This window comes from Pseudomonas sp. 22515 (assembly GCF_052044625.1).
Classification (GTDB): domain Bacteria; phylum Pseudomonadota; class Gammaproteobacteria; order Pseudomonadales; family Pseudomonadaceae; genus Aquipseudomonas; species Aquipseudomonas alloputida.
This window is the reverse complement of the sequence record NZ_JBQENN010000008.1, coordinates 24729-43627: the sequence shown is the minus strand read 5'-3', so window position 1 is coordinate 43627 and position 18899 is coordinate 24729. Positions and strand designations below refer to the sequence as shown.

The window sequence follows — 18899 nt, the reverse complement described above, 5'->3', positions numbered from 1 at the left end:
ATAACCTAGTCCCTTTGTCGTCAATGATTCTGGCTATTCTAGCGCCGGACCCGTCGAAAAGGTTGATTCTGCTCATGAGCCAAGCGCCCCTCGTCCTGGTGGACGGTTCCTCCTACCTTTATCGCGCCTTCCACGCGCTGCCACCGCTGACCACGTCCAAGGGCATGCCGACCGGTGCGGTGAAGGGTGTGCTGAACATGCTCAAGAGCCTGCGCAAGCAATATCCCGACAGCCTGTTTGCCGTGGTGTTCGACGCCAAGGGCGGCACTTTCCGCGATGCCATGTTCGCCGAGTACAAGGCTAACCGCCCCAGCATGCCGGATGACCTGCGGGTACAGATCGAGCCGCTGCACGCCAGCGTCAAGGCGTTGGGCTACCCGCTGCTGTGCGTGGAGGGTGTCGAGGCTGACGACGTGATCGGCACCTTGGCGCGCAGCAGTGCCGCCCTGGGTCGGCCAGTGATCATCTCGACCGGTGACAAGGACATGGCGCAACTGGTGGACGGGCACATTACCTTGGTCAACACCATGACCGGAAGCGTGCTGGACGTGGCTGGCGTGCACGAGAAGTTCGGCGTCGGCCCGGAACACATCATCGACTTCCTGGCCCTGATGGGTGACAAGGTCGACAACATCCCGGGCGTGCCGGGCGTGGGCGAAAAAACGGCGGTGGGGCTGCTGACCGGCATCGGCGGCGGTCTCAGCGACCTTTACGCCAACCTGGACAAGGTGCCAACGCTGGCCATTCGCGGCGCCAAGACCTTGCCGGCCAAGCTGGAGGAGCACCGCGACGCGGCATTCCTGTCCTACGAGCTGGCCACCATCAAGGTTGACGTGCCGCTGGATGTCGAGGTCGAGGCGCTGGTGTGCGGTGAACCTGACCGCGAGGCGTTGCTGGCGTTGTACACCGAGATGGAGTTCAAGAGCTGGGTCGCCGAAGTGCAGCGCGATGCGGCCAAGGCTGGTGATGATGTCGGCCCGGCTGTGGAGCCTGCGGCCAAGGTCGAGCCCAAATACGAAACCATCCTCGACCAGGCCCGTTTCGACGCCTGGCTGGAGAAGCTGCGCCAGGCACCGCTGTTCGCCTTCGACACCGAGACCACCGGCCTGGACGCCCAGCAGGCGCAGTTGGTCGGCCTGTCCTTCGCTGTCGAGCCGCATGAAGCGGCCTATGTGCCGCTGGCCCACGATTATGAAGGCGCGCCGGTCCAGCTGGACCGCGAGGCCGTGCTGTTGGCGCTGAAGCCCTTGCTGGAGGACCCGGCCAAGGCCAAGGTCGGGCAGAACGCCAAGTACGACATCAACATCCTCGCCAATGGCTCCCCCCCTATCGAGATGCGCGGTGTGGCCTATGACACCATGCTCGAGTCATACGTGCTGAACTCCACCGCCACCCGTCATGACATGGACAGCCTGGCGCAGAAGTACCTCGACCACACCACGATCGCCTTCGAGGACATCGCCGGCAAGGGTGCCAAGCAGCTTACCTTCAACCAGATCACCCTGGACAAGGCCGGCCCGTACGCCGCCGAAGACGCCGACATCACGCTGCGCCTGCACCATGCATTGCAGGCCCGCCTGGCACAGACGCCGAGCGTGCAACCGGTGCTGACGGATATCGAGATGCCGCTGGTGCCGGTGCTGGCCAGGATCGAGCGCCAGGGTGCGTTGGTCGATGCCGAGCTGTTGAAAGTACAGAGCGGTGAGCTGGGCGTGAAGATGGCTGAGCTTGAGCTGCGTGCCTACGAGCTCGCCGGTGAGACGTTCAACCTCGGCTCGCCCAAGCAGCTGGGCACGATTCTTTACGACAAGCTGGGCATGCCGGTGCTGAGCAAGACCGCCAAGGGCCAGCCATCCACCGCCGAAGCAGTGCTCGACGAACTGGCCGAACAAGGCTACCCGCTGCCAGAGGTGCTGATGCAGTACCGCAGCCTGAGTAAGCTCAAGAGCACCTACACCGACAAGTTACCGGGGCAGATCAACCCGCGCACCGGGCGCATCCACACGTCCTACCAGCAGGCGGTGGCGGCCACCGGCCGGTTGTCGTCGAGCGACCCGAACCTGCAGAACATTCCGATCCGCACCGCTGAAGGGCGGCGTATTCGCCAGGCGTTCATCGCCAGTCCGGGCTACAAGCTTCTGGCGGCGGACTATTCACAGATCGAGCTGCGCATCATGGCCCACCTGGCCAAGGACGAAGGCTTGCTGCATGCCTTCCGCAATGACCTGGACGTGCACCGCGCCACGGCAGCCGAAGTGTTCGGTGTGGCCCTGGAAGACGTGACCACCGACCAGCGCCGCAGCGCCAAGGCCATCAACTTCGGCCTGATTTACGGCATGAGCGCCTTTGGCCTGGCCAAGCAGATCGGCGTCGACCGCAAGCAGTCACAGGACTACATCGACCGTTATTTTGCCCGCTACCCGGGCGTGCTGGCCTATATGGAGCGCACCCGCGCCCAGGCGGCCGAGCAAGGCTTTGTCGAAACCCTGTTTGGCCGCCGGCTGTACTTGCCAGACATCAATGCCAAGAACCCTGCCCTGCGCAAGGGCGCCGAGCGCACGGCGATCAACGCCCCGATGCAGGGTACTGCTGCCGACATCATCAAGCGGGCCATGGTCAAAGTAGATAACTGGTTGAGCGAGAGCGGGCTGGATGCCCGGGTGATCCTTCAGGTGCACGACGAACTGGTGCTTGAGGTACGCGAGGACCTGGTGGAGCAGGTGAAAGATGAAATTCGCCAGCACATGAGCCAGGCCGCGCAGCTGGATGTGCCGCTGCTTGTCGAAGCAGGCGTTGGTGCGAATTGGGACGAAGCTCACTGATTGAGCAGGTAAAACTGTGTAGGATCTGCGGCGTAGTGACGCGGATCCGAGCACCGCTCAGTGCTGTGGGTGCTTAAGTTTCATGAAACTATCGCAAATAGTTTTGTGGGCTTCGGAACTAAACCGGTGAAGCGGAACTCAGAGTAACTGAATGGCTGGTGAAGCCCTTCGATGCTCCTATGTTGTGTTAAGTGTTGGCAGATATCTGGACCCCGCCCTAGCGGTCCGGACTTGGACCCCGAACTTCCCCCTCCCCATACGAAGTCCGGGGTTTTTTTTGCCCGGAATTTGCCGGATGGCTTGTACTGAGCCTCCGTAGGCGCGGGTTTNATGTCGAATTCACCGCTGCATTCGCGGGTAAACCCGCGTCTTCAAGGGCCTGCGCCCAATCACCAAAGCGTGTCCAACCCCGATCAGGTGTAGGAGCGGGTTTACCCGCGAATACGGTAGTGGCGGCAACGGTGAACGGCGGGTGGAGAGCAGGCTCGGCCCTTTTGCGGGCAAACCCGCTCCTACGGGTCAGGCGCAAAGCATTAAACGACCGGCTTGTCTTCCAGTTCCATCCAGTCTGCCAGCACTCGGTAGGCGTCTTCCACGCCCAGGCGCTTGGGTGCCGAGAACAGCTGGATGGTCACGCCATCCCCCCAGCCCTTGCGGATTTCCGACTGTACTTTCAGCAGTGTGTTCTTGCCCGCGCCGTGGGTCAGCTTGTCGGCCTTGGTCAGCAGGATGTGCATCGGCATGCTGCTGGCCTTGGCCCAGTCGAGCATCATCTTGTCGAAGTCGGTCATCGGGTGACGCACGTCCATCATCAGGATCACGCCACGCAGGCACTCACGGCTGCCCAGGTAGGCTTCCAGGTGTTTCTGCCAGTGCTGCTTGAGCGGAATCGGGACTTTTGCATAACCATAGCCCGGCAGGTCGACCAAACGCCGTTCATCGTCCAGACTGAAGAAATTCAACAGCTGGGTGCGTCCGGGCGTTTTCGAGGTACGCGCCAGGCTGGCATGAGTCAGGGTATTGAGGGCGCTGGATTTGCCGGCGTTGGAACGGCCGGCAAAAGCCACCTCGTAGCCCTGGTCGTCCGGGCATTGTTCGACCTTGGCTGCGCTGAGGGCGAATTTGGCTTTCTGGCAGAGGCCGAGGATGGGGTTCTTGACTTGCATGGGATATCCGATGTGGGTGTTGCCTGACTTTGTAGAGCCAAGCCTGGCAAGCGGTGTCGTTTCCGTTTGGATGGCGGAAGTATATAATGCCCCAGTTTTTGTGTGCTCATTCTCCCAGCGAAGGAGAACGGGCATGGGGTGTCGAACAATAGCTCGCGCAACAGAACGCAGCGCGGCCCCCAACCCTGAAGGTCGTTCCGCATGGCGAAATGGCTGCTTGCTGTCGGTATGTTCCTGCCGTTTTTCAGCGCACAGGCTACACAGGATCCCGAGGTGTTGTACAACCGCACGTGTGCGGCCTGCCACACCGGGCAGTTGCCACAGGCACCCAGACGGGGTGACCGGGCAGCATGGGAGCCAAGGCTGGCGCAAGGCATGGATGTACTGGTGAAGCACGTGACCCAGGGTTTCAAGGCTATGCCGCCGCGTGGATTGTGCATGGACTGCAGTGCCGAGGACTACCGTTTGGTCATCCTTTGGATGAGCGGCAGTCCCGATACATAACATTTCACCCTTAGCCGTGTTGGATTAGCTGATGAACAAACTAGTCGTGAGTCTGCTGTTGACCTTGGGTGTCGCTGGTGCGGCCACTGCTGCGCAACCTATCAAAGGCGATGCCGCCGCTGGCCAGGCCAAGACCGCCGTCTGTGGCGCCTGCCACAATCCTGACGGCAACAGCCTGGCACCGAACTTCCCGAAACTGGCCGGCCAAGGCCAGCGCTATCTTGAAAAACAACTGCACGATATCAAGTCGGGCAAGCGTACCGTGCTGGAAATGACCGGCATGCTGGCCGCATTCAGCGACCAGGATCTGGCCGATATCGCCGCCTACTTCTCCAGCCAGAAAGGCAGCGTGGGTGCCGCCGATCCCAAACTGGTCGAGCGCGGCCGTGCGCTGTTCAATGGTGGCGACCTGGAAAAGGGCATGCCGGCCTGCACGGGCTGCCACTCGCCTAACGGCGCGGGCATCGCCCTGGCCGGCTTCCCGCACCTGGGCGGGCAGCACTCGCAGTACGTGGCCAAGCAGCTCACTGATTTCCGCGAAGGCAACCGCACCAACGATGGCGATGCCATGACCATGCGCACCATCGCTGGCAAGCTGAGCAACCATGACATCGAAGCGTTGGCCAGCTACATCCAGGGCCTGCATTAACTTTCGGTTAATGTTGTAGGTCAATGATGAAAGGGCGGCCGGGCTGCCCTTTTTTCCGTCCGCAGCCGTTACACTACAGAACTCGAGCCCTTCCCGGCCTGTCTCAGTGCAGGTCGCGTCGTGGCGACCCATGACTGCTCAGGAGTAAAGCATGCGTAAACTGATTCTCAGCGCTGCGCTGGTCGCCGCCAGCGTATTCGGTATGACTGCCGTTCAGGCCGCCGAGCCTGTCGCCGGCAAGGAATACATCGAGCTGAGCAACCCTGTTCCGGTTTCCGTGCCTGGCAAGATCGAAGTCGTCGAGCTGTTCTGGTACGGCTGCCCACATTGCTACCACTTCGAGCCGACCATCAACCCTTGGGCTGAAAAGCTGCCCAAGGACGTCAACTTCAAGCGCGTACCGGCCATGTTCGGTGGCCCGTGGGATGCACACGGCCAGATGTTCCTGACCCTCGAAGCCATGGGCGTCGAGCACAAGGTGCACGCGGCGGTGTTCGATGCCATTCAGAACCAGCACAAGCGCCTGACCGACAAGAACGACATGGCCGACTTCCTCGCCACTCAAGGTGTGGACAAGGATAAGTTCCTCGCCACCTTCGACTCGTTCGCCATCAAGGGCCAGGTCAAACAGGCCAAGGAATTGGCGAAGAAGTATGAAATCACCGGCGTACCGAGCATGGTCGTCAACGGCAAGTACCGCTTCGACCTGGGGACTGCCGGCGGACCGGAAGGCGTGCTGAATGTCGCCGACCAGCTGATCGACAAGGAGCGCGCTGCCAAGTAGGCGGCGTCACCCATGCCCCGCTTCAGAGCTACGCGTGGCATTGGCCTGCACGAGCCGCAGGTCAACGAGCATCACCTGCAGGCCCCGGGCCTGCCCGAGGATGGTCGTCTGCGGCTGCTCAGTTTCAACATCCAGGTGGGCATAAGCACCGAGCGCTACCGCCATTACCTGACGCGTAGCTGGCAGCACCTGCTGCCGCATAACGGCCGTGCCGGTAACCTGCAGAAGATCGGCAGGTTGCTGGGCGACTTCGACCTGGTGGCCCTGCAGGAAGCCGATGGTGGCAGCCTGCGCTCGGGCTACGTCAACCAGGTCGAACACCTGGCCCACTTGGGGGCCTTCCCCTATTGGTACCAGCAGCTCAACCGCAACCTTGGGCGTTTTGCCCAGCACAGCAACGGTGTGCTCAGCCGCCTGAAGCCGCAACTGCTCGAAGACCATCCGTTGCCTGGCCCGGCCGGGCGAGGTGCGATTCTGGTGCGGTTTGGCGAAGGCGAAGATGCGCTGATAGTGGTGATGATGCACCTGGCATTGGGGGCCAAGACCCGCGCCCTGCAGTTGGGTTATATCCGCGAGCTGATAGGCGGTTACCGTCACCAGGTGCTGATGGGTGACATGAACACCCATGCCACCGACCTGCTGGAGCATTCGCCACTGCGCGACCTGGGCCTGGTCGCCCCGCAAGTCGAGGCCACCTTCCCCAGTTGGCGACCGCAGCGTTGCCTTGATCATATTTTGCTCAGTTCAAGCCTCACGCTGGAGCGTGTCGAGGTGCTGGCGCAGCCAATTTCGGACCACCTTCCCGTTGCTGTCGAGATTCGATTGCCTGATGCATTGACTGTGGATACGCTGCCGGTTTTGAGCTAATTGCCATCACCGTTTGCGGACCCGGGCATGACTGAAGACGCTGAGCGCTGGAAAGAAAAATACCTTAAAAGCATCGAGCAGCAAGAAAAGCTCGAACGCCGTTGGGATGCCCGTCTTGACCTGCTGCGTCGAGGCCTGGTGCGCAGCACCCTGGCTGCTGAAGGCAGTGACAAGGTGGTAGACGAGTGCATGAAGGAAATGCGCGATGTCATTCGCAGCGACAACATGGACGCCGGCCTCGCCGGCTTGATTCCGCGCCTTGAGAAAGCGGTACTGGATTCCGAACAGCGTCGCGAAACCCGCATGAACCAAGTCAGCGATGCGCTGACCGCACTGGTTGGCCAACTGCAAGGCCTGCCCCTGCCCAGTGATATCTCGCGGCCATTGAAAAAACTGGCGAAGAAGCTCGACGGCGGGGTTGCCCAGTCACGCGAGCTGCCGCCGCTGTTGGGCGAGTTGAGCGGCTTGCAGGGGCGCGCGCTGTCGGCCCTTGGCAAGCCGGGTGAAGAAGCCCGACCCGGGTTTCTGCAGCGGTTGTTCGGAAGCCGCGAGGAAGATGCACAGGCAGGAGCAGAGCTTGCGCCGGTGGCGTTGCCTGCTGCCGAGGTTGTGCCCCAGGCAGCCGGCAGTGCCGAGCCCTCGCGGCCCGATGACGTCGATACGCTACAACCGTTGCCGGCCCCTGCTGCTCCGACTGCCGAGGTGGCCGAAGCGCCCGAGCTTGAGCTGGAGGCATTTGGCCCGGCGCTGATCGAAACGGCCGAAATGGCGCCAGCCCCGTTGCCAAGGGACAAGGCGCCATTGCCGGAAGCTGCAGTTTCCGTCAGCGAGCCGTTGGCTGAGGCAGAACCCTTACATGCCCTTGAAGAAACCTTTGGTGAAGACGGCCCCTATGCCCTGCCCTACGCAGTGGAGCCGCCTTACAGCCAGGTTGCCGCGCACATCGAGCAGACCCTGATCGGTCTGCTCGATGACCTTAGCCTGCCCGAGCGCCACAAGGCTCAGGCGTTGGAAATGCGCGAGCGGGTTGCGCGCGGCTTGAACTGGTATGAGCTGATCCCGGTGCTGGATGACTTGGCAGTCCTCATGCTGGCGATCACCGACAGCGGCCAGCACGAATTCGAAACCTACCTGCAGCAGCTCAATGAACGCCTGGAAGGTTTCCAAAGCCACCTGCACGAGGCCAGCGCCGGTCACGCGGACAACAGCACCGCTGCCCGCGAGCTGGATAGCCAACTGCGTGAGCACGTCGACGGCCTGCAGAGCAGCGTGCAAGGTGCCGCCGATGTAGACAGCCTCAAGCACATTCTGGAAAACCGCCTGGAAGGCTTGCTGCTGACCATGGACGAGCACAAGCACGAGCGTGATCGCCGCGAGCAGGAACTGGCCGGTCGCCTGCAAGGCTTGTCGGAGCGGGTGGCGAGCATGGAGCATGAGGCGCTTGGCTATCGCGAGCACCTGGAAGAACAGCGCCAGAAAGCGCTGCTGGACCCGCTCACCGGCCTGCCCAACCGTGCGGCCTGGAGCGAGCAAGTCGAACGCGAAATGCTTGACTGGCAGGAAAACGGCGGTCATCTGGCGATGGCGATTCTTGACCTGGACCATTTCAAACGCATCAACGACAACTATGGTCATCTGGCTGGGGACAAGGTCCTCAAGATCGTGGCCGACCAGTTGCGCAAGCGCCTGCGGGGCCGGGATTTCATCGCCCGTTTTGGCGGCGAGGAATTCGTCTTGCTGTTGCCGCAGACTACGCCCGCAGTCGCTGCGCAAATGGCCGAGGTGTTGCGCGCCACAGTCGAAGCCTGCCCATTCCACTTCAAGGGTGAACGGGTAGTGATCACCACCTCCATCGGCCTGGGTGCATTCCGTTCTGGCGAACGCAGCGACCAGGTGCTCAAACGAGCCGATGCAGCGCTGTACCGGGCAAAGGAGCAGGGGCGTAATCGCGTCGAGCATGGTTAGCCAGCCGCTGTCCGGCAGGCACAGCGCAGGTGAGCACGTTATACTGTAGCGCTCATACGCTGAGGCCACTGACGTGCTTTCCACGCTTAAAAAAACCCTGATTTCCTTTTTGCTGTTGTCTGTCGCCGGTTGCTCGACGGGCCTGCGCATCGACCGCAGTCACCCTTCGGCCAATCAGGACAACCGCATCCAGTTCGTTGTCCTGCATTACACCAATGCTTCGCTGGAGCGCTCCCTGGCGCTGCTTACCCAGGGTGAAGTCAGCAGCCATTACCTGATCGGCGATGGCCCGGCAACGGTGTATCAGCTGGTGGATGAAAACCGTCGTGCCTGGCATGCCGGTGATAGCCAGTGGCAGGGGCGCACCTGGCTGAACTCCTCGTCCATTGGTATCGAGATCGTCAACCCGGGCTTTACCGACACCCCGAACGGCCGGGTCTGGCACCCTTACAGCGAGGCGCAGATCCAGTCGCTGATCGCGCTGCTCAAGGACATTGTCAAACGCAATAACATCGAACCACGCCATATCATCGGCCACAGTGACATCGCCCCGCTGCGCAAGCTGGACCCGGGGCCATTGTTCCCGTGGAAGCGCCTGGCCGATGCCGGGCTGGGTATCTGGCCGGATGCTAACGCCGTGGCACGGCAGCAAGCCTACTTCAGCGTCAACCCGCCAAGCGTTGGCTGGTACCAGCAGGAGCTGGCACGGTTTGGCTATCAGATCGAGCAGACCGGCGTGCTGGATGTCGCCACACGTCATGTGATTGCCGCCTTCCAGATGCGCTTCCGCCCGCAGCGCTTCGACGGCATGCCGGATGCACAGACAGCAGCGATGCTGCAGGTACTTAACCGCATGCGTTGAGTCGTGGCGGGCGAGGTACTTGTTGCAGCAGCCTTGCGCTACGAAGAGGCGGGTTTGGTCGACGCGGTTTATTAACGTTCTCATCGCAGCCACAAGGCTGCCTCTACAAAGAGCGTGGGTGGATTGCAGCGAAGCGCCAAACGGTGAGGGTGATTATTGATTCCGTTGCTATACCTTGGTTATCAACTGGATGCCTTCGATGTCAGCCTTCATTGCCTTGCTGCGCCAAATTTTTTACCGCCCCTGGATGCTGGCCACTTTGGCAGCGCTGGCCAGCGCCGCGGTGTTGCTCTCTGCCAGCATTGGCATTGCCCTGCAACAAATGAAGCAAAGCGAAAGCGAACAGATGAATGCCCAGGGCGAGCGTTTTCTGGACCGGCTCGAACAGGTGTTCGGCCAGTTGCGCGAAGGGGTAGACCTGCTGCAGGCCCAACCCTTGCGCGGCTGCAGCCCGGCGATGCTGGCAGCTCTGCAACAGGTTGGCCTGAGCTCGCGGTTCATCTATGAAGCGGCTTATGTAGATGACAATGTTGCCTGCTCCAACCGCGGTGATGAGCGAGCGTTCGTTCCCTTGCGGGCGCCAGATATCCAGGGGCCGACGTACAGCTACTGGCTTAACACAACCACCGAGCCGAACGAGAACCTGGCAGCACTGATGCTGGGCCGGGGCAAGTTTCTGGTGTCCACCTCCCGTGGGCATTTGACCGATGTGGTGGACCTGCCCCCGGGCGGCAGCCTGGTCGTGGTGCTGGATAACGGCGCCCGGGCCATTCCGGTGCTTGGCCCGCCACAGGTATGGCCTCCGCCCTCGGCCTGGTCGACCAGCCACAAGTCGCTGCTGGAACTCAGTGATCGGCTGATCTACCGAATGCCGACCAAGTCGCCGGATTACCAGTTGGTGCTGATTGCCCCGAGGGCCAGTCTGCCGCTGAGGATGAACGGCATGCTCTGGTTGCTGTTCCCCGGCAGCGTGCTGGCGGCCTGCTGTATCGGTTGGTTGGTACTGCAGTTGATTCTGCAACGGCGGTCGATGAGCTCAGAGTTGCAGAATGCCTTGCGTCGTGGAGAGCTGCAGGTGCTCTACCAACCCATCATCGAGCTCGACAGCCGGCGCTGTGTGGGCGCCGAGGCCTTGGTGCGCTGGCGCCGCCCGGACGGCACCCTGACCAGCCCGGACCTGTTCATTCCGCTGGCGGAGAATACCGGGCAGATTCGCCAGATCACCGACTTTGTCCTGCAGCGTGTGCTTGAACAGCTTGGCCAGCTATTGCGCTCGCACCCCAAGCTATACATCTCGATAAACCTGGCGGCCTGCGATGTGATGGTGCCACGTATTGGCCGGGTGGCGGCGCGCTTGTTGGCTTTGCATCGAGTGGCGCCCAGCCAGATTGCCTTCGAGGTGACCGAGCGCGGCCTGATCGACGTGGTGGTCGCCCGTGACAATCTGCAGGCGCTACGCGCCGTGGGGCACCAGGTGCTGATCGACGACTTTGGTACCGGTTATTGCAGCCTGGCCTACCTGCAAACCCTGCCAGTGGACTGCCTGAAGATCGACAAGGCATTCATCGACGCTCTGGGCCACGATGCCGCCAGTAGCGGCGTGGCCCCGCATATCATCCGCATGGCCCATGACTTGCACTTGCGGGTAATTGCCGAAGGTATCGAGTTCGAGGACCAGGCAGTGCTGCTGAACAGCGAGGGGGTCAATTATGGCCAGGGCTGGTTGTTCGCCCGCCCGCTGAACGCCCGGCAGTTTGCCGAGTTGGTGACTCGCGGGCACCTGCCGCGGCGGGTGTAGGCGCGTTTAAGCAATCAGACCGGCAACGCCATGTAGAACTGTGTCCCCTGCCCCGGCCGGGAAAACACGCCCATGCGCCCTCCGTGCAGCTGCACAATCTCCTTGCACAGCGCGAGCCCCAGCCCAGCACCGCCTTTCTTGCGACCTACCTGCACGAAAGGCTCGAAGATGCGCGCTTGCTGCCCATAGGAAATGCCCTCTCCATTGTCCTCGACGCTGATGATCACCCGTTCCGCATGCCGTCGGGCATGCAGGCGAATGCGCCCACCGTTGGCGGTATGGCGGATGGCGTTGTGCAGCAGGTTGTCCAGCACTCGATCCAACTGGGCGACGTCGGCCTGGATGCGCGGTAGCGGCGGGTCCAGTTCCTTGATCAACTCGATCTGCTTGTGCGCAGCGTGTTCGGCAAAGCGCAATTGCGCATGCTCCAGCAGGTCGTCGATGGCACAGGGGGCCAGCTCGAGCTTTTGCAAACCGCTCTGATAACGGGAGAAGTTGAGCAGGTCGTTGATCAGTTGGGTCAGACGCTGCATTTCTTCGCCGATGGTTTCCAGCAGGTCGTTCTCGCGGGCTTCGGGCGGGAACTTGACCCGCTCGCGCAGCAGGCCGAAGGCCATGTGCATGCCGGTCACCGGGGTGCGCAGTTCATGGGAGGCGCGCAGCACGAATTCGCTGCGCACTCGCTCGAAGGCCCTTTGCTCGGTCACATCGTGCAGCACCATCACTGCGCCGAGGATTGGCCCCTGCGGGTGGCTGACCGGGGTCAGGCTGTAGGTGAGCAGACGTGATTCGTCATCGACCTCCATGTTCAGGTCGTCCGGTGGGCGGTCGAGGCTGCCCCCGCGCAGAACCTGGCGCAGTTGTTGCTCAAGCTCGGGTCGCTGCAGGGCTTCGACCAAGCTGCTGCCCACGCGGCTATCGTTCCAGCCCAGCTGGCGCTGCGCTACCGGGTTGAGGTGCTCGAGGCGGCCCTGGCGGTCGATGATCAGCAGGCCGTCGTCAATGCTGTCGAGTACGGCCTGTAAACGCTGCTGGCCGGCCAGCAGCTCGTCAACGTTGGTGGCCTGGTGCTTGCGCAAGGCATCGGCCATCAGACCAAAACGGCGGGTCAGCTGGTTAAGCTCGGCGGCCTGGGTAACCGGCAACGTAACGTCGAAATTGCCCTTGCCTAGCTGGTCGGCCGCCTTGGCCAAGGCTTCGATCGGCTGGCCGAAACGCCTGGCGATGTTGTGCGCGGTGATAAACCCCAGTACCAACACCACCAACCCCATCAGGCCGAGTACACCACTGACCAGCAAGGCGCGGTCACGGGTGCGCTCCTCGCTACGGGTAATCAGGTCCAATGCCTGCTTGTGGGAATCGATCAGGTCGGTGCGCACCTGATTGAACGCGGCCCCAAGCGGCTGATCGGCACCCATGCTGCGAGCGGGTGTGGCGCTGTCGCGATAGGTCTGGAGGAAGGCCTGGTAGTTGCTGCTGGCCTTGCTGAAACCGGTGCGCTCACCGCCTTGCTCCAGCCCTTGGTTGAGCAGGTCCTGGAAGTTTTCCTGCAGCAGCCGCAGGCTTTCCGGGGCGGTGTCTTCATCGAGAATCAGCATCAGCTGTTCGCCCAGGTTCTGGCGCAACTTCAGCCCCACTTCCAGGACATGGGTGGTATCGCGCACCAGTTGCTGTTGCACTGTAGCCATCTGCAGCATGCTGACCAGACCCAGCAGCAGCCCCAGCAACGCCACCGTGACGAGCGTCGATATGCTGAGGAAAAGCCGCGTCCGCAGCTTCATGGGCGGCCATTTCATAGGTTGTACTGCTTGCGCTTGCGGTACAGGGTAGAAGCATCGATGCCCAAGGTCTTGGCGGCTTGATCAAGGGTATCGCTGGCGGCCAGTACGGCACCGATATGGGCACGCTCCAGCTCATCCAGGCTGAGCGCGGCACCTACGCGCGGGGCATTGCCGGCGGGTTGTTCACCCATGCCCAGGTGGCTGATTTCCACTCTTTCCTGCGGGCAGATGATGCTGGCCCGTTCCACTACGTTGCGCAGTTCGCGAATGTTGCCAGGCCAGCGGTAGTTGAGCAGGGCGGTGCGCGCCTCGTCACTGAAACCGCGGGCGGGGCGGGAGTATTCCTTGACGAAGCGGGCAAGGAAGCGGTCGGCCAGGATGAGGATGTCTTCACTGCGCTCGCGCAGCGGGGGCAGGTGCAGGGTAATCACGTTCAAGCGGTACAGCAGGTCTTCGCGAAAGCGGCTTTCGCGCACCATCTCTTCAAGGTTGAGGTTGGTGGCAGCCAGGATGCGTACATCGGCACGCCGGGTAACCGGGTCGCCGACGCGTTCATATTCCTTGTCCTGGATGAAACGCAGCAGTTTGGGCTGCAAGGTCAGCGGGAAATCGCCGATCTCGTCGAGGAACAATGTGCCCCCGTCAGCCTGGCTGACCCGCCCCAGGGTGCTTTCGCTGGCGCCGGTGAAGGCGCCGCGGGTGTGGCCGAATAGCTCGCTTTCCATCAGCTCGGCGTTGAGCGACGGGCAGTTGATGGTCACGCAGGCTTTGCGTGCACGCTTGCTCCAGCCATGGATGGCCCGTGCCAGTTCGCCCTTGCCGGTACCAGATTCGCCAAGGATGAGGATGTTGGCGTCCGTGATGGCGACTTGGCGGGCGGTTTCCAGCACCGCCATCATGGCCGGGCTATGGGAATCGAGGCCGTCCTTGGGTTTGCGTACTTCACCTTCCAGGGCTTCCAGGCGCGCAGAAAGCTGGCGCACCTCCAGTTGCTTGGCAGTGGCCAGGCGCAACTGGTCGGGGCTGCACGGCTTGACCAGGTAGTCGGCAGCGCCGGCCTGGATGGCATCCACTGCGGTGTCGATCGCTGAGTGCGCGGTGACGATCACCACCCGCATCCACGGGGCCTGGATACGCATCTGTGCCAGCACGTCGAGGCCGTTGTCTTCACCCAGGCGCAAATCGAGGAAGCATAGGTCGAACACCTGGCGCTGCAGTAGGGTTTCTGCCTGAGCGGCGCTGTTGGCCGTGGCCACGCTGTAGCCCTCGTCTTCCAGGCAGTAGCGGAACGTGCGCAGGATCGCGGACTCGTCATCCACCAGTAGAATGCGGCCTTGGTTGTCCTGGGCTGATTCCATTTCCTGTGCTCCTTAGGGAAAGATCTTTATTTAGTGTGGGAAAAATCGGGCAAGTTGCATGGTCAATTCTGAAGGATTCTGTCCTTTGCATGCTAGCCAGTGGCCGAACGATGTCTACAAGCCGTGATTCTTCAATGATTTGCTTAGAGACACGCGCTGGCACATTGGTTGCGATGTTTTTCAGATTTTGCCCACGAAGGAGGCACTGCCATGCCCTTTTCCCTGCGTACCGCCGTTTTGGCCGCCACCCTGCTACCCATGGTTACCCCGGCATTCGCCGACCCTGTGCAGGACGCGCGCCTGGAAGGCGCCCTGCAAACCGCTTTATCACTGAACCGCATGCTTGATTCATTTCGTATCAAGGTTGAAGTGGACGGCAAGCAGGCGCGGCTTTCCGGTGAGGTGGAGAACGAGGTCGAGCGGCAGCTGGCCGAGGACGTGGCCCGCGCTACCCGGGGCATCGAACAGGTGGAGAACCTGCTGCAGGTCAATACCCAACTGGTGGAGCGTCCACTGGAGCTGCGTGCCTACGCCCAGCGCCTGGAGGATGTGACCCTGGCGGCGGTGATCCGTGCTCGGCTGTTGTGGAGCCGTACCACCGAAAAGGCCCCGATAGAAGTACAAAGCAGTGAAGGTGTGGTGACGTTGCGTGGCAAGGTCGACAGTGCCGAAGCCAAGGAGTTGGCGGGCGTGGTAGCGCGTACCACCGACGGCGTGTACTTGGTCAACAACCTGGTCAGCCTCGATACCGCTGCCATGGCCAAGGCGCGAGAAACGCCGGCGGGTGCGCCAACCGGGCCGCAGCCAAGCGACAGCTGGATCGTCGACAAGATCCAGAGCAGCTATCGCTTCAGTCGCAACCTCGATGGCCTGAACCTGAAGGTGGCCAGCGAAGCAGGCATGGTGCGGCTCTCGGGCGAAGTGGTTAGCGCGGAGCAGAAAACCATCGCCGTGGAGATCGCCCGGCAGATCATCGGCGTACGGGGCGTGGACGCTGACCTGCTGAAGGTGGCGACCAAGGTTGAAGGCTGATCGTGCAATTCGCACGACCGTACAGGCGCCATCGTGCAGGATACGTCCTCACGATGCATTCGTTTATTCGTTAAGTCATTGATTTATAAGGATTTTATTTAAATCAAAAGGCTGGCATGCAGGCTGCAATTACCTGTTCAGGTTGAACAAAAATTACAGCAGGAGAGCCAGCATGAACCGCCAATCCGTCAACCGCTCGCAGAGCGCCGCACTGCCTTTGCGCCAGATGCTGACACTCGGCATGGCGATGCTGCTGACCTTGGCCGCTGGCCTCTTCTATTACAGCTTGCAGACGGCGCGTCTGGCTGAGCAAGTGGCAGCTCAGACTGCCCTGTTGACGCAGATTCAGGCAACCCGTGCCAACACCTTGGTCAAGGCTGCTGACTGGCAGCCAGCTGGCCAGGCCATTGCCTCACCGGCCACTGTGGAAAAAGTTGTTCCCCAGGAACGCTGGGTTTTCTGACCAGGCGGCCGGATCGATTCCGCAAAAAGAAAGGAGAACTACCATGCTGAGTTGGGCTATCACTTTCCTCATCATCGCCATTGTCGCCGCCGTATTGGGCTTCGGTGGTATCGCGGGCGCTGCTACAGGTATCGCCAAGATCCTGTTCATTGTCTTCCTGGTATTGTTTGTAGCCTCCTTCTTCTTTGGACGCGGACGAGGTTGAAGATGAGCAGGAAGCTTCGTTCAGCCGTGGTCGCCGCCCTGTTGCTGGGCGGCAGCGCGGCGGCCATGGCGGCCAATGACGGTCAAGTTCGGGTCGACCAGTTGCTCGGGTCGGACCCGGAGTACCGGGAAACCTGGCAGGACACCCTCGAAGGCGAGGAACGCCTGCCCGATTGGGTGGTCAATCTGACCGGCAGTGCCCAGGAGCAGATGTCTGCCGTTACGGAAGACGGCGACAAATACCTGGTCGGCCCGCTGTGCGAAAAACAGGACAACTGTACCTACAAGCGGCTGATCGTGGCGTTCAGTTGGGACAAGGATGATGCCTACGGAATGCTCGTGGAGGTACCCGAAGGTTTGCCGAGCGACAAGTCGCCCACCCGTCATGCGCAGTACCGCTGGCTGGGCAAACCTGACGACGGCATGAAGGCGATGCTGCAGGAGCAGCTCAAACGTGACCCGAACTGGTACTGAACATTATTGCCGGCACGGATGAAAGGTCACTCACTGTCACGTAATAGAAGCTGAAGCTTTCTATGATGCGCCGCCCCGAGGAGGGGTAGCACATGACCAAGGGGTCGGGCTGTTCTGATTGTTTCAGGATCGGAGTGGCCTAGGGGTACAGGGAGTGCCTCCAGTAATGGGCCGGGTCAGGAAAGGCGGAATCGGAAGCCTCAGGTCGGCGGTGTCACAGGGATGCCTTGCCAGACCTGACTTCCGAGGAGCCATGTAGGAAACGTCGCTTCCCTTGCGCGTTTTTTCCCCTGGGACACATTTTGTCTCGACCGTACATCAAATTTTTTTCGACCTTCTTGGTGCTGCTACAAGTGGCATTTACGCCATTCGGATTGTCGAACAGGCCATCTTTCATGTACTACCTGTCCCGCCAAATCTGCCGAAATATGGCGGTTTGGTCTTGTTCGGGATTCCGAATGTTATAAATCAAGCACTTGCGAAGCTGCCGGCTAGGTCGAAAACAGTATGCATAAACGGCATGGGCTATGCGTTTCAGGCATTAGCTTTCGCCCCTTGCCGTCGCAATAGTTGCCGCCTTTTTCGCTGGCCAGAGCGCCCGGTCGCTCGCCTGCGGTGTCCTTACATGACGTCGCCTGACGGAACCCTTACTGCCCGTGACCTTGCCTATGGCGCTGTTACGCGTGTTTCCGCCAGGTGCCATGACCACTAAAACAAAGGGTAAAGACATGAAGAAGGCAAAACTGAGCCTCGCCTGGCAGATCGTCATCGGTCTGGTCCTGGGTGTTGCAATCGGCGCGCTACTGAATCATTTCAGTGCAGAAAAGGCATGGTGGATCAGCAACGTCCTTCAGCCCGCTGGTGACATCTTCATCCGCCTGATCAAGATGATCGTCGTCCCGATCGTGATTTCGTCGCTGATCGTGGGTATCGCCGGTGTTGGCGACGCGAAGAAACTGGGCAGCATCGGCCTGAAGACCATCATCTACTTCGAAGTGGTGACCACGATCGCCATCGTCGTAGGCCTGGTGCTGGCCAACCTGTTCCATCCAGGTGCCGGCATCGACATGAGCACCCTGGGCACGGTGGACATCTCCAAGTACCAGGCGACAGCGGCCGAAGTGCAGCATGAGCACGCGTTCATCGAAACCCTGCTCAACCTGATTCCGTCGAACATCTTCGCAGCGCTGATGCGTGGCGAAATGCTGCCGATCATCTTCTTCTCGGTGATGTTCGGCCTGGGTCTGTCGAGCCTGCAGGCAGAGCTGCGTGACCCGCTGGTTCGTACCTTCCAGGCTGTTTCGGAAACCATGTTCAAGGTCACTCACATGATCATGAACTATGCCCCGATCGGCGTGTTCGCCCTGATTGCCGTGACCGTGGCCAACTTCGGTTTCAGCTCGCTGCTGCCGCTGGCCAAGCTGGTGCTGCTGGTGTACTTCGCCATCGCCTTCTTCGCCTTCATGGTATTGGGCCTGGTTGCCCGCCTGTTCGGCTTCTCGGTGATCAAGATCATGCGCATCATGAAAGATGAGCTGATCCTGGCCTACTCCACCTCCAGCTCGGAAACCGTGCTGCCGCGGGTGATCGAGAAGATGGAGAAGTACGGTGCGCCAAAGTCGATCTGCTCGTTCGTGGTACCGACCGGCTACTCGTTCAACCTCGACGGTTCGACCCTGTATCAGAGCATCGCGGCGATCTTCATTGCCCAGTTGTACGGTATCGACCTGTCGTGGAGCCAGCAGCTGCTGCTGGTACTGACCCTGATGGTCACTTCCAAAGGTATCGCGGGTGTGCCGGGCGTATCGTTCGTGGTACTGCTGGCCACCTTGGGCAGCGTGGGCATTCCGCTGGAAGGCCTGGCCTTCATCGCTGGCGTGGACCGCATCATGGACATGGCCCGAACTGCGCTGAACGTTGTGGGCAACGCCTTGGCTGCATTGGTCATTGCTCGCTGGGAAGGCATGTACGACGCGGTCAAGGGCGAGCAGTACTACGCCTCGCTGCTGGCCGAGAAGCAGGAAGCTGCAGTGGTTGGCGAAACAGCCAAGCGCTGAGCTTGATGGCTGTTTGACCAAGAGCCCCGACTTGTCGGGGCTTTTTGCTATCTGCGAGATCTTGAGCCGCGCCTACAAAGGCTCGCGATCGCCAGTCACAGGCTGCGATACGC

General features: G+C 61.0%; 16 protein-coding genes. 13 read left to right on the top strand and 3 right to left on the bottom strand.

Annotated elements, in window-relative coordinates; genetic code table 11:
- The first annotated feature begins 74 nt into the window (after positions 1-74).
- A complete protein-coding gene (polA, locus tag ACTJJN_RS09660) occupies positions 75-2822 on the top strand; it encodes a DNA polymerase I (protein WP_017147857.1) in 2748 nt (915 codons plus the stop codon).
- Positions 2823-3355: 533 nt separating this feature from the next.
- On the opposite strand, the gene yihA is transcribed toward polA, so the two are convergent.
- Positions 3356-3988 carry a ribosome biogenesis GTP-binding protein YihA/YsxC gene (yihA, locus tag ACTJJN_RS09655; protein WP_010951522.1) on the bottom strand — a complete coding sequence of 211 codons (633 nt, stop codon included), beginning with the start codon at positions 3986-3988 and terminating at the stop codon, positions 3356-3358.
- A 201-nt stretch (positions 3989-4189) separates the two neighbouring features.
- Between yihA and ACTJJN_RS09650 the strand changes: the two genes are divergently transcribed.
- The 7 genes from ACTJJN_RS09650 (at position 4190) to ACTJJN_RS09620 (ending at position 11417) form a co-directional block, all read left to right on the top strand.
- Positions 4190-4492, top strand: coding sequence for a c-type cytochrome (locus tag ACTJJN_RS09650; protein ID WP_003252992.1), 303 nt, complete (start codon positions 4190-4192; stop codon positions 4490-4492).
- 31 nt (positions 4493-4523) lie between these two features.
- A complete protein-coding gene (locus tag ACTJJN_RS09645) occupies positions 4524-5141 on the top strand; it encodes a c-type cytochrome (RefSeq protein ID WP_003252989.1) in 618 nt (205 codons plus the stop codon).
- A 151-nt stretch (positions 5142-5292) separates the two neighbouring features.
- Positions 5293-5925, top strand: a complete 633-nt coding sequence (gene dsbA / locus ACTJJN_RS09640; protein WP_003252987.1) for a thiol:disulfide interchange protein DsbA — start codon at positions 5293-5295, stop codon at positions 5923-5925.
- A gap of 12 nt (positions 5926-5937) precedes the next feature.
- The gene (locus ACTJJN_RS09635; protein ID WP_003252985.1) at positions 5938-6792 is read left to right on the top strand and encodes an endonuclease/exonuclease/phosphatase family protein; all 855 of its coding nucleotides are present in this window, start codon (positions 5938-5940) and stop codon (positions 6790-6792) included.
- A gap of 27 nt (positions 6793-6819) precedes the next feature.
- Positions 6820-8757, top strand: a complete 1938-nt coding sequence (locus ACTJJN_RS09630; RefSeq protein ID WP_435652963.1) for a diguanylate cyclase — start codon at positions 6820-6822, stop codon at positions 8755-8757.
- Positions 8758-8830: 73 nt separating this feature from the next.
- Positions 8831-9619, top strand: a complete 789-nt coding sequence (locus ACTJJN_RS09625) for an N-acetylmuramoyl-L-alanine amidase (protein ID WP_011953154.1) — start codon at positions 8831-8833, stop codon at positions 9617-9619.
- A gap of 199 nt (positions 9620-9818) precedes the next feature.
- Complete coding sequence (locus ACTJJN_RS09620; RefSeq protein ID WP_003252978.1) at positions 9819-11417, top strand: EAL domain-containing protein; 1599 nt, start codon at positions 9819-9821, stop codon at positions 11415-11417.
- Positions 11418-11431: 14 nt separating this feature from the next.
- Here the strand turns inward: ACTJJN_RS09620 and ACTJJN_RS09615 are convergent, their stop codons facing one another.
- Both ACTJJN_RS09615 and algB read right to left on the bottom strand, forming a co-directional pair.
- Positions 11432-13213 (bottom strand): KinB sensor domain-containing domain, encoded by a 1782-nt coding sequence (locus tag ACTJJN_RS09615; RefSeq protein WP_011953156.1) that lies wholly within the window; start codon positions 13211-13213, stop codon positions 11432-11434.
- Positions 13210-14556, bottom strand: coding sequence for a sigma-54-dependent response regulator transcription factor AlgB (algB, locus tag ACTJJN_RS09610; protein ID WP_003252973.1), 1347 nt, complete (start codon positions 14554-14556; stop codon positions 13210-13212). The genes ACTJJN_RS09615 and algB overlap by 4 nt, the downstream gene beginning before the upstream one ends.
- A gap of 210 nt (positions 14557-14766) precedes the next feature.
- On the opposite strand from algB, the gene ACTJJN_RS09605 reads away from it, so the two are divergent.
- From ACTJJN_RS09605 to gltP, 5 genes are all read left to right on the top strand, one after another.
- On the top strand, positions 14767-15588 hold the full coding sequence (locus ACTJJN_RS09605; protein ID WP_017147859.1) for a BON domain-containing protein: 822 nt from the start codon (positions 14767-14769) through the stop codon (positions 15586-15588).
- Between the two features lie 172 nt (positions 15589-15760).
- Positions 15761-16051, top strand: a complete 291-nt coding sequence (locus ACTJJN_RS09600) for a hypothetical protein (protein ID WP_003252968.1) — start codon at positions 15761-15763, stop codon at positions 16049-16051.
- Between the two features lie 43 nt (positions 16052-16094).
- Complete coding sequence (locus ACTJJN_RS09595) at positions 16095-16256, top strand: DUF1328 domain-containing protein (RefSeq protein ID WP_003252966.1); 162 nt, start codon at positions 16095-16097, stop codon at positions 16254-16256.
- Positions 16257-16258: 2 nt separating this feature from the next.
- Positions 16259-16729, top strand: a complete 471-nt coding sequence (locus ACTJJN_RS09590) for an inhibitor of vertebrate lysozyme family protein (protein ID WP_004575249.1) — start codon at positions 16259-16261, stop codon at positions 16727-16729.
- Positions 16730-17457: 728 nt separating this feature from the next.
- Positions 17458-18786: a glutamate/aspartate:proton symporter GltP gene (gene gltP / locus ACTJJN_RS09585; RefSeq protein ID WP_011953158.1), complete on the top strand. Its 1329-nt coding sequence runs from the start codon at positions 17458-17460 to the stop codon at positions 18784-18786.
- The last annotated feature ends 113 nt before the right edge of the window (positions 18787-18899 follow it).

Bases quoted from the DNA above. Each gene is read 5' to 3' on its own strand.
- polA (WP_017147857.1), top strand. From the start codon at position 75: ATGAGCCAAGCGCCCCTCGTCCTGGTGGACGGTTCCTCCTACCTTTAT.
- yihA (WP_010951522.1), bottom strand. From the start codon at position 3,988: ATGCAAGTCAAGAACCCCATCCTCGGCCTCTGCCAGAAAGCCAAATTC.
- ACTJJN_RS09650 (WP_003252992.1), top strand. From the start codon at position 4,190: ATGGCGAAATGGCTGCTTGCTGTCGGTATGTTCCTGCCGTTTTTCAGC.
- ACTJJN_RS09645 (WP_003252989.1), top strand. From the start codon at position 4,524: ATGAACAAACTAGTCGTGAGTCTGCTGTTGACCTTGGGTGTCGCTGGT.
- dsbA (WP_003252987.1), top strand. From the start codon at position 5,293: ATGCGTAAACTGATTCTCAGCGCTGCGCTGGTCGCCGCCAGCGTATTC.
- ACTJJN_RS09635 (WP_003252985.1), top strand. From the start codon at position 5,938: ATGCCCCGCTTCAGAGCTACGCGTGGCATTGGCCTGCACGAGCCGCAG.
- ACTJJN_RS09630 (WP_435652963.1), top strand. From the start codon at position 6,820: ATGACTGAAGACGCTGAGCGCTGGAAAGAAAAATACCTTAAAAGCATC.
- ACTJJN_RS09620 (WP_003252978.1), top strand. From the start codon at position 9,819: ATGTCAGCCTTCATTGCCTTGCTGCGCCAAATTTTTTACCGCCCCTGG.
- ACTJJN_RS09615 (WP_011953156.1), bottom strand. From the start codon at position 13,213: ATGAAATGGCCGCCCATGAAGCTGCGGACGCGGCTTTTCCTCAGCATA.
- algB (WP_003252973.1), bottom strand. From the start codon at position 14,556: ATGGAATCAGCCCAGGACAACCAAGGCCGCATTCTACTGGTGGATGAC.
- ACTJJN_RS09605 (WP_017147859.1), top strand. From the start codon at position 14,767: ATGCCCTTTTCCCTGCGTACCGCCGTTTTGGCCGCCACCCTGCTACCC.
- ACTJJN_RS09600 (WP_003252968.1), top strand. From the start codon at position 15,761: ATGAACCGCCAATCCGTCAACCGCTCGCAGAGCGCCGCACTGCCTTTG.
- ACTJJN_RS09595 (WP_003252966.1), top strand. From the start codon at position 16,095: ATGCTGAGTTGGGCTATCACTTTCCTCATCATCGCCATTGTCGCCGCC.
- ACTJJN_RS09590 (WP_004575249.1), top strand. From the start codon at position 16,259: ATGAGCAGGAAGCTTCGTTCAGCCGTGGTCGCCGCCCTGTTGCTGGGC.
- gltP (WP_011953158.1), top strand. From the start codon at position 17,458: ATGAAGAAGGCAAAACTGAGCCTCGCCTGGCAGATCGTCATCGGTCTG.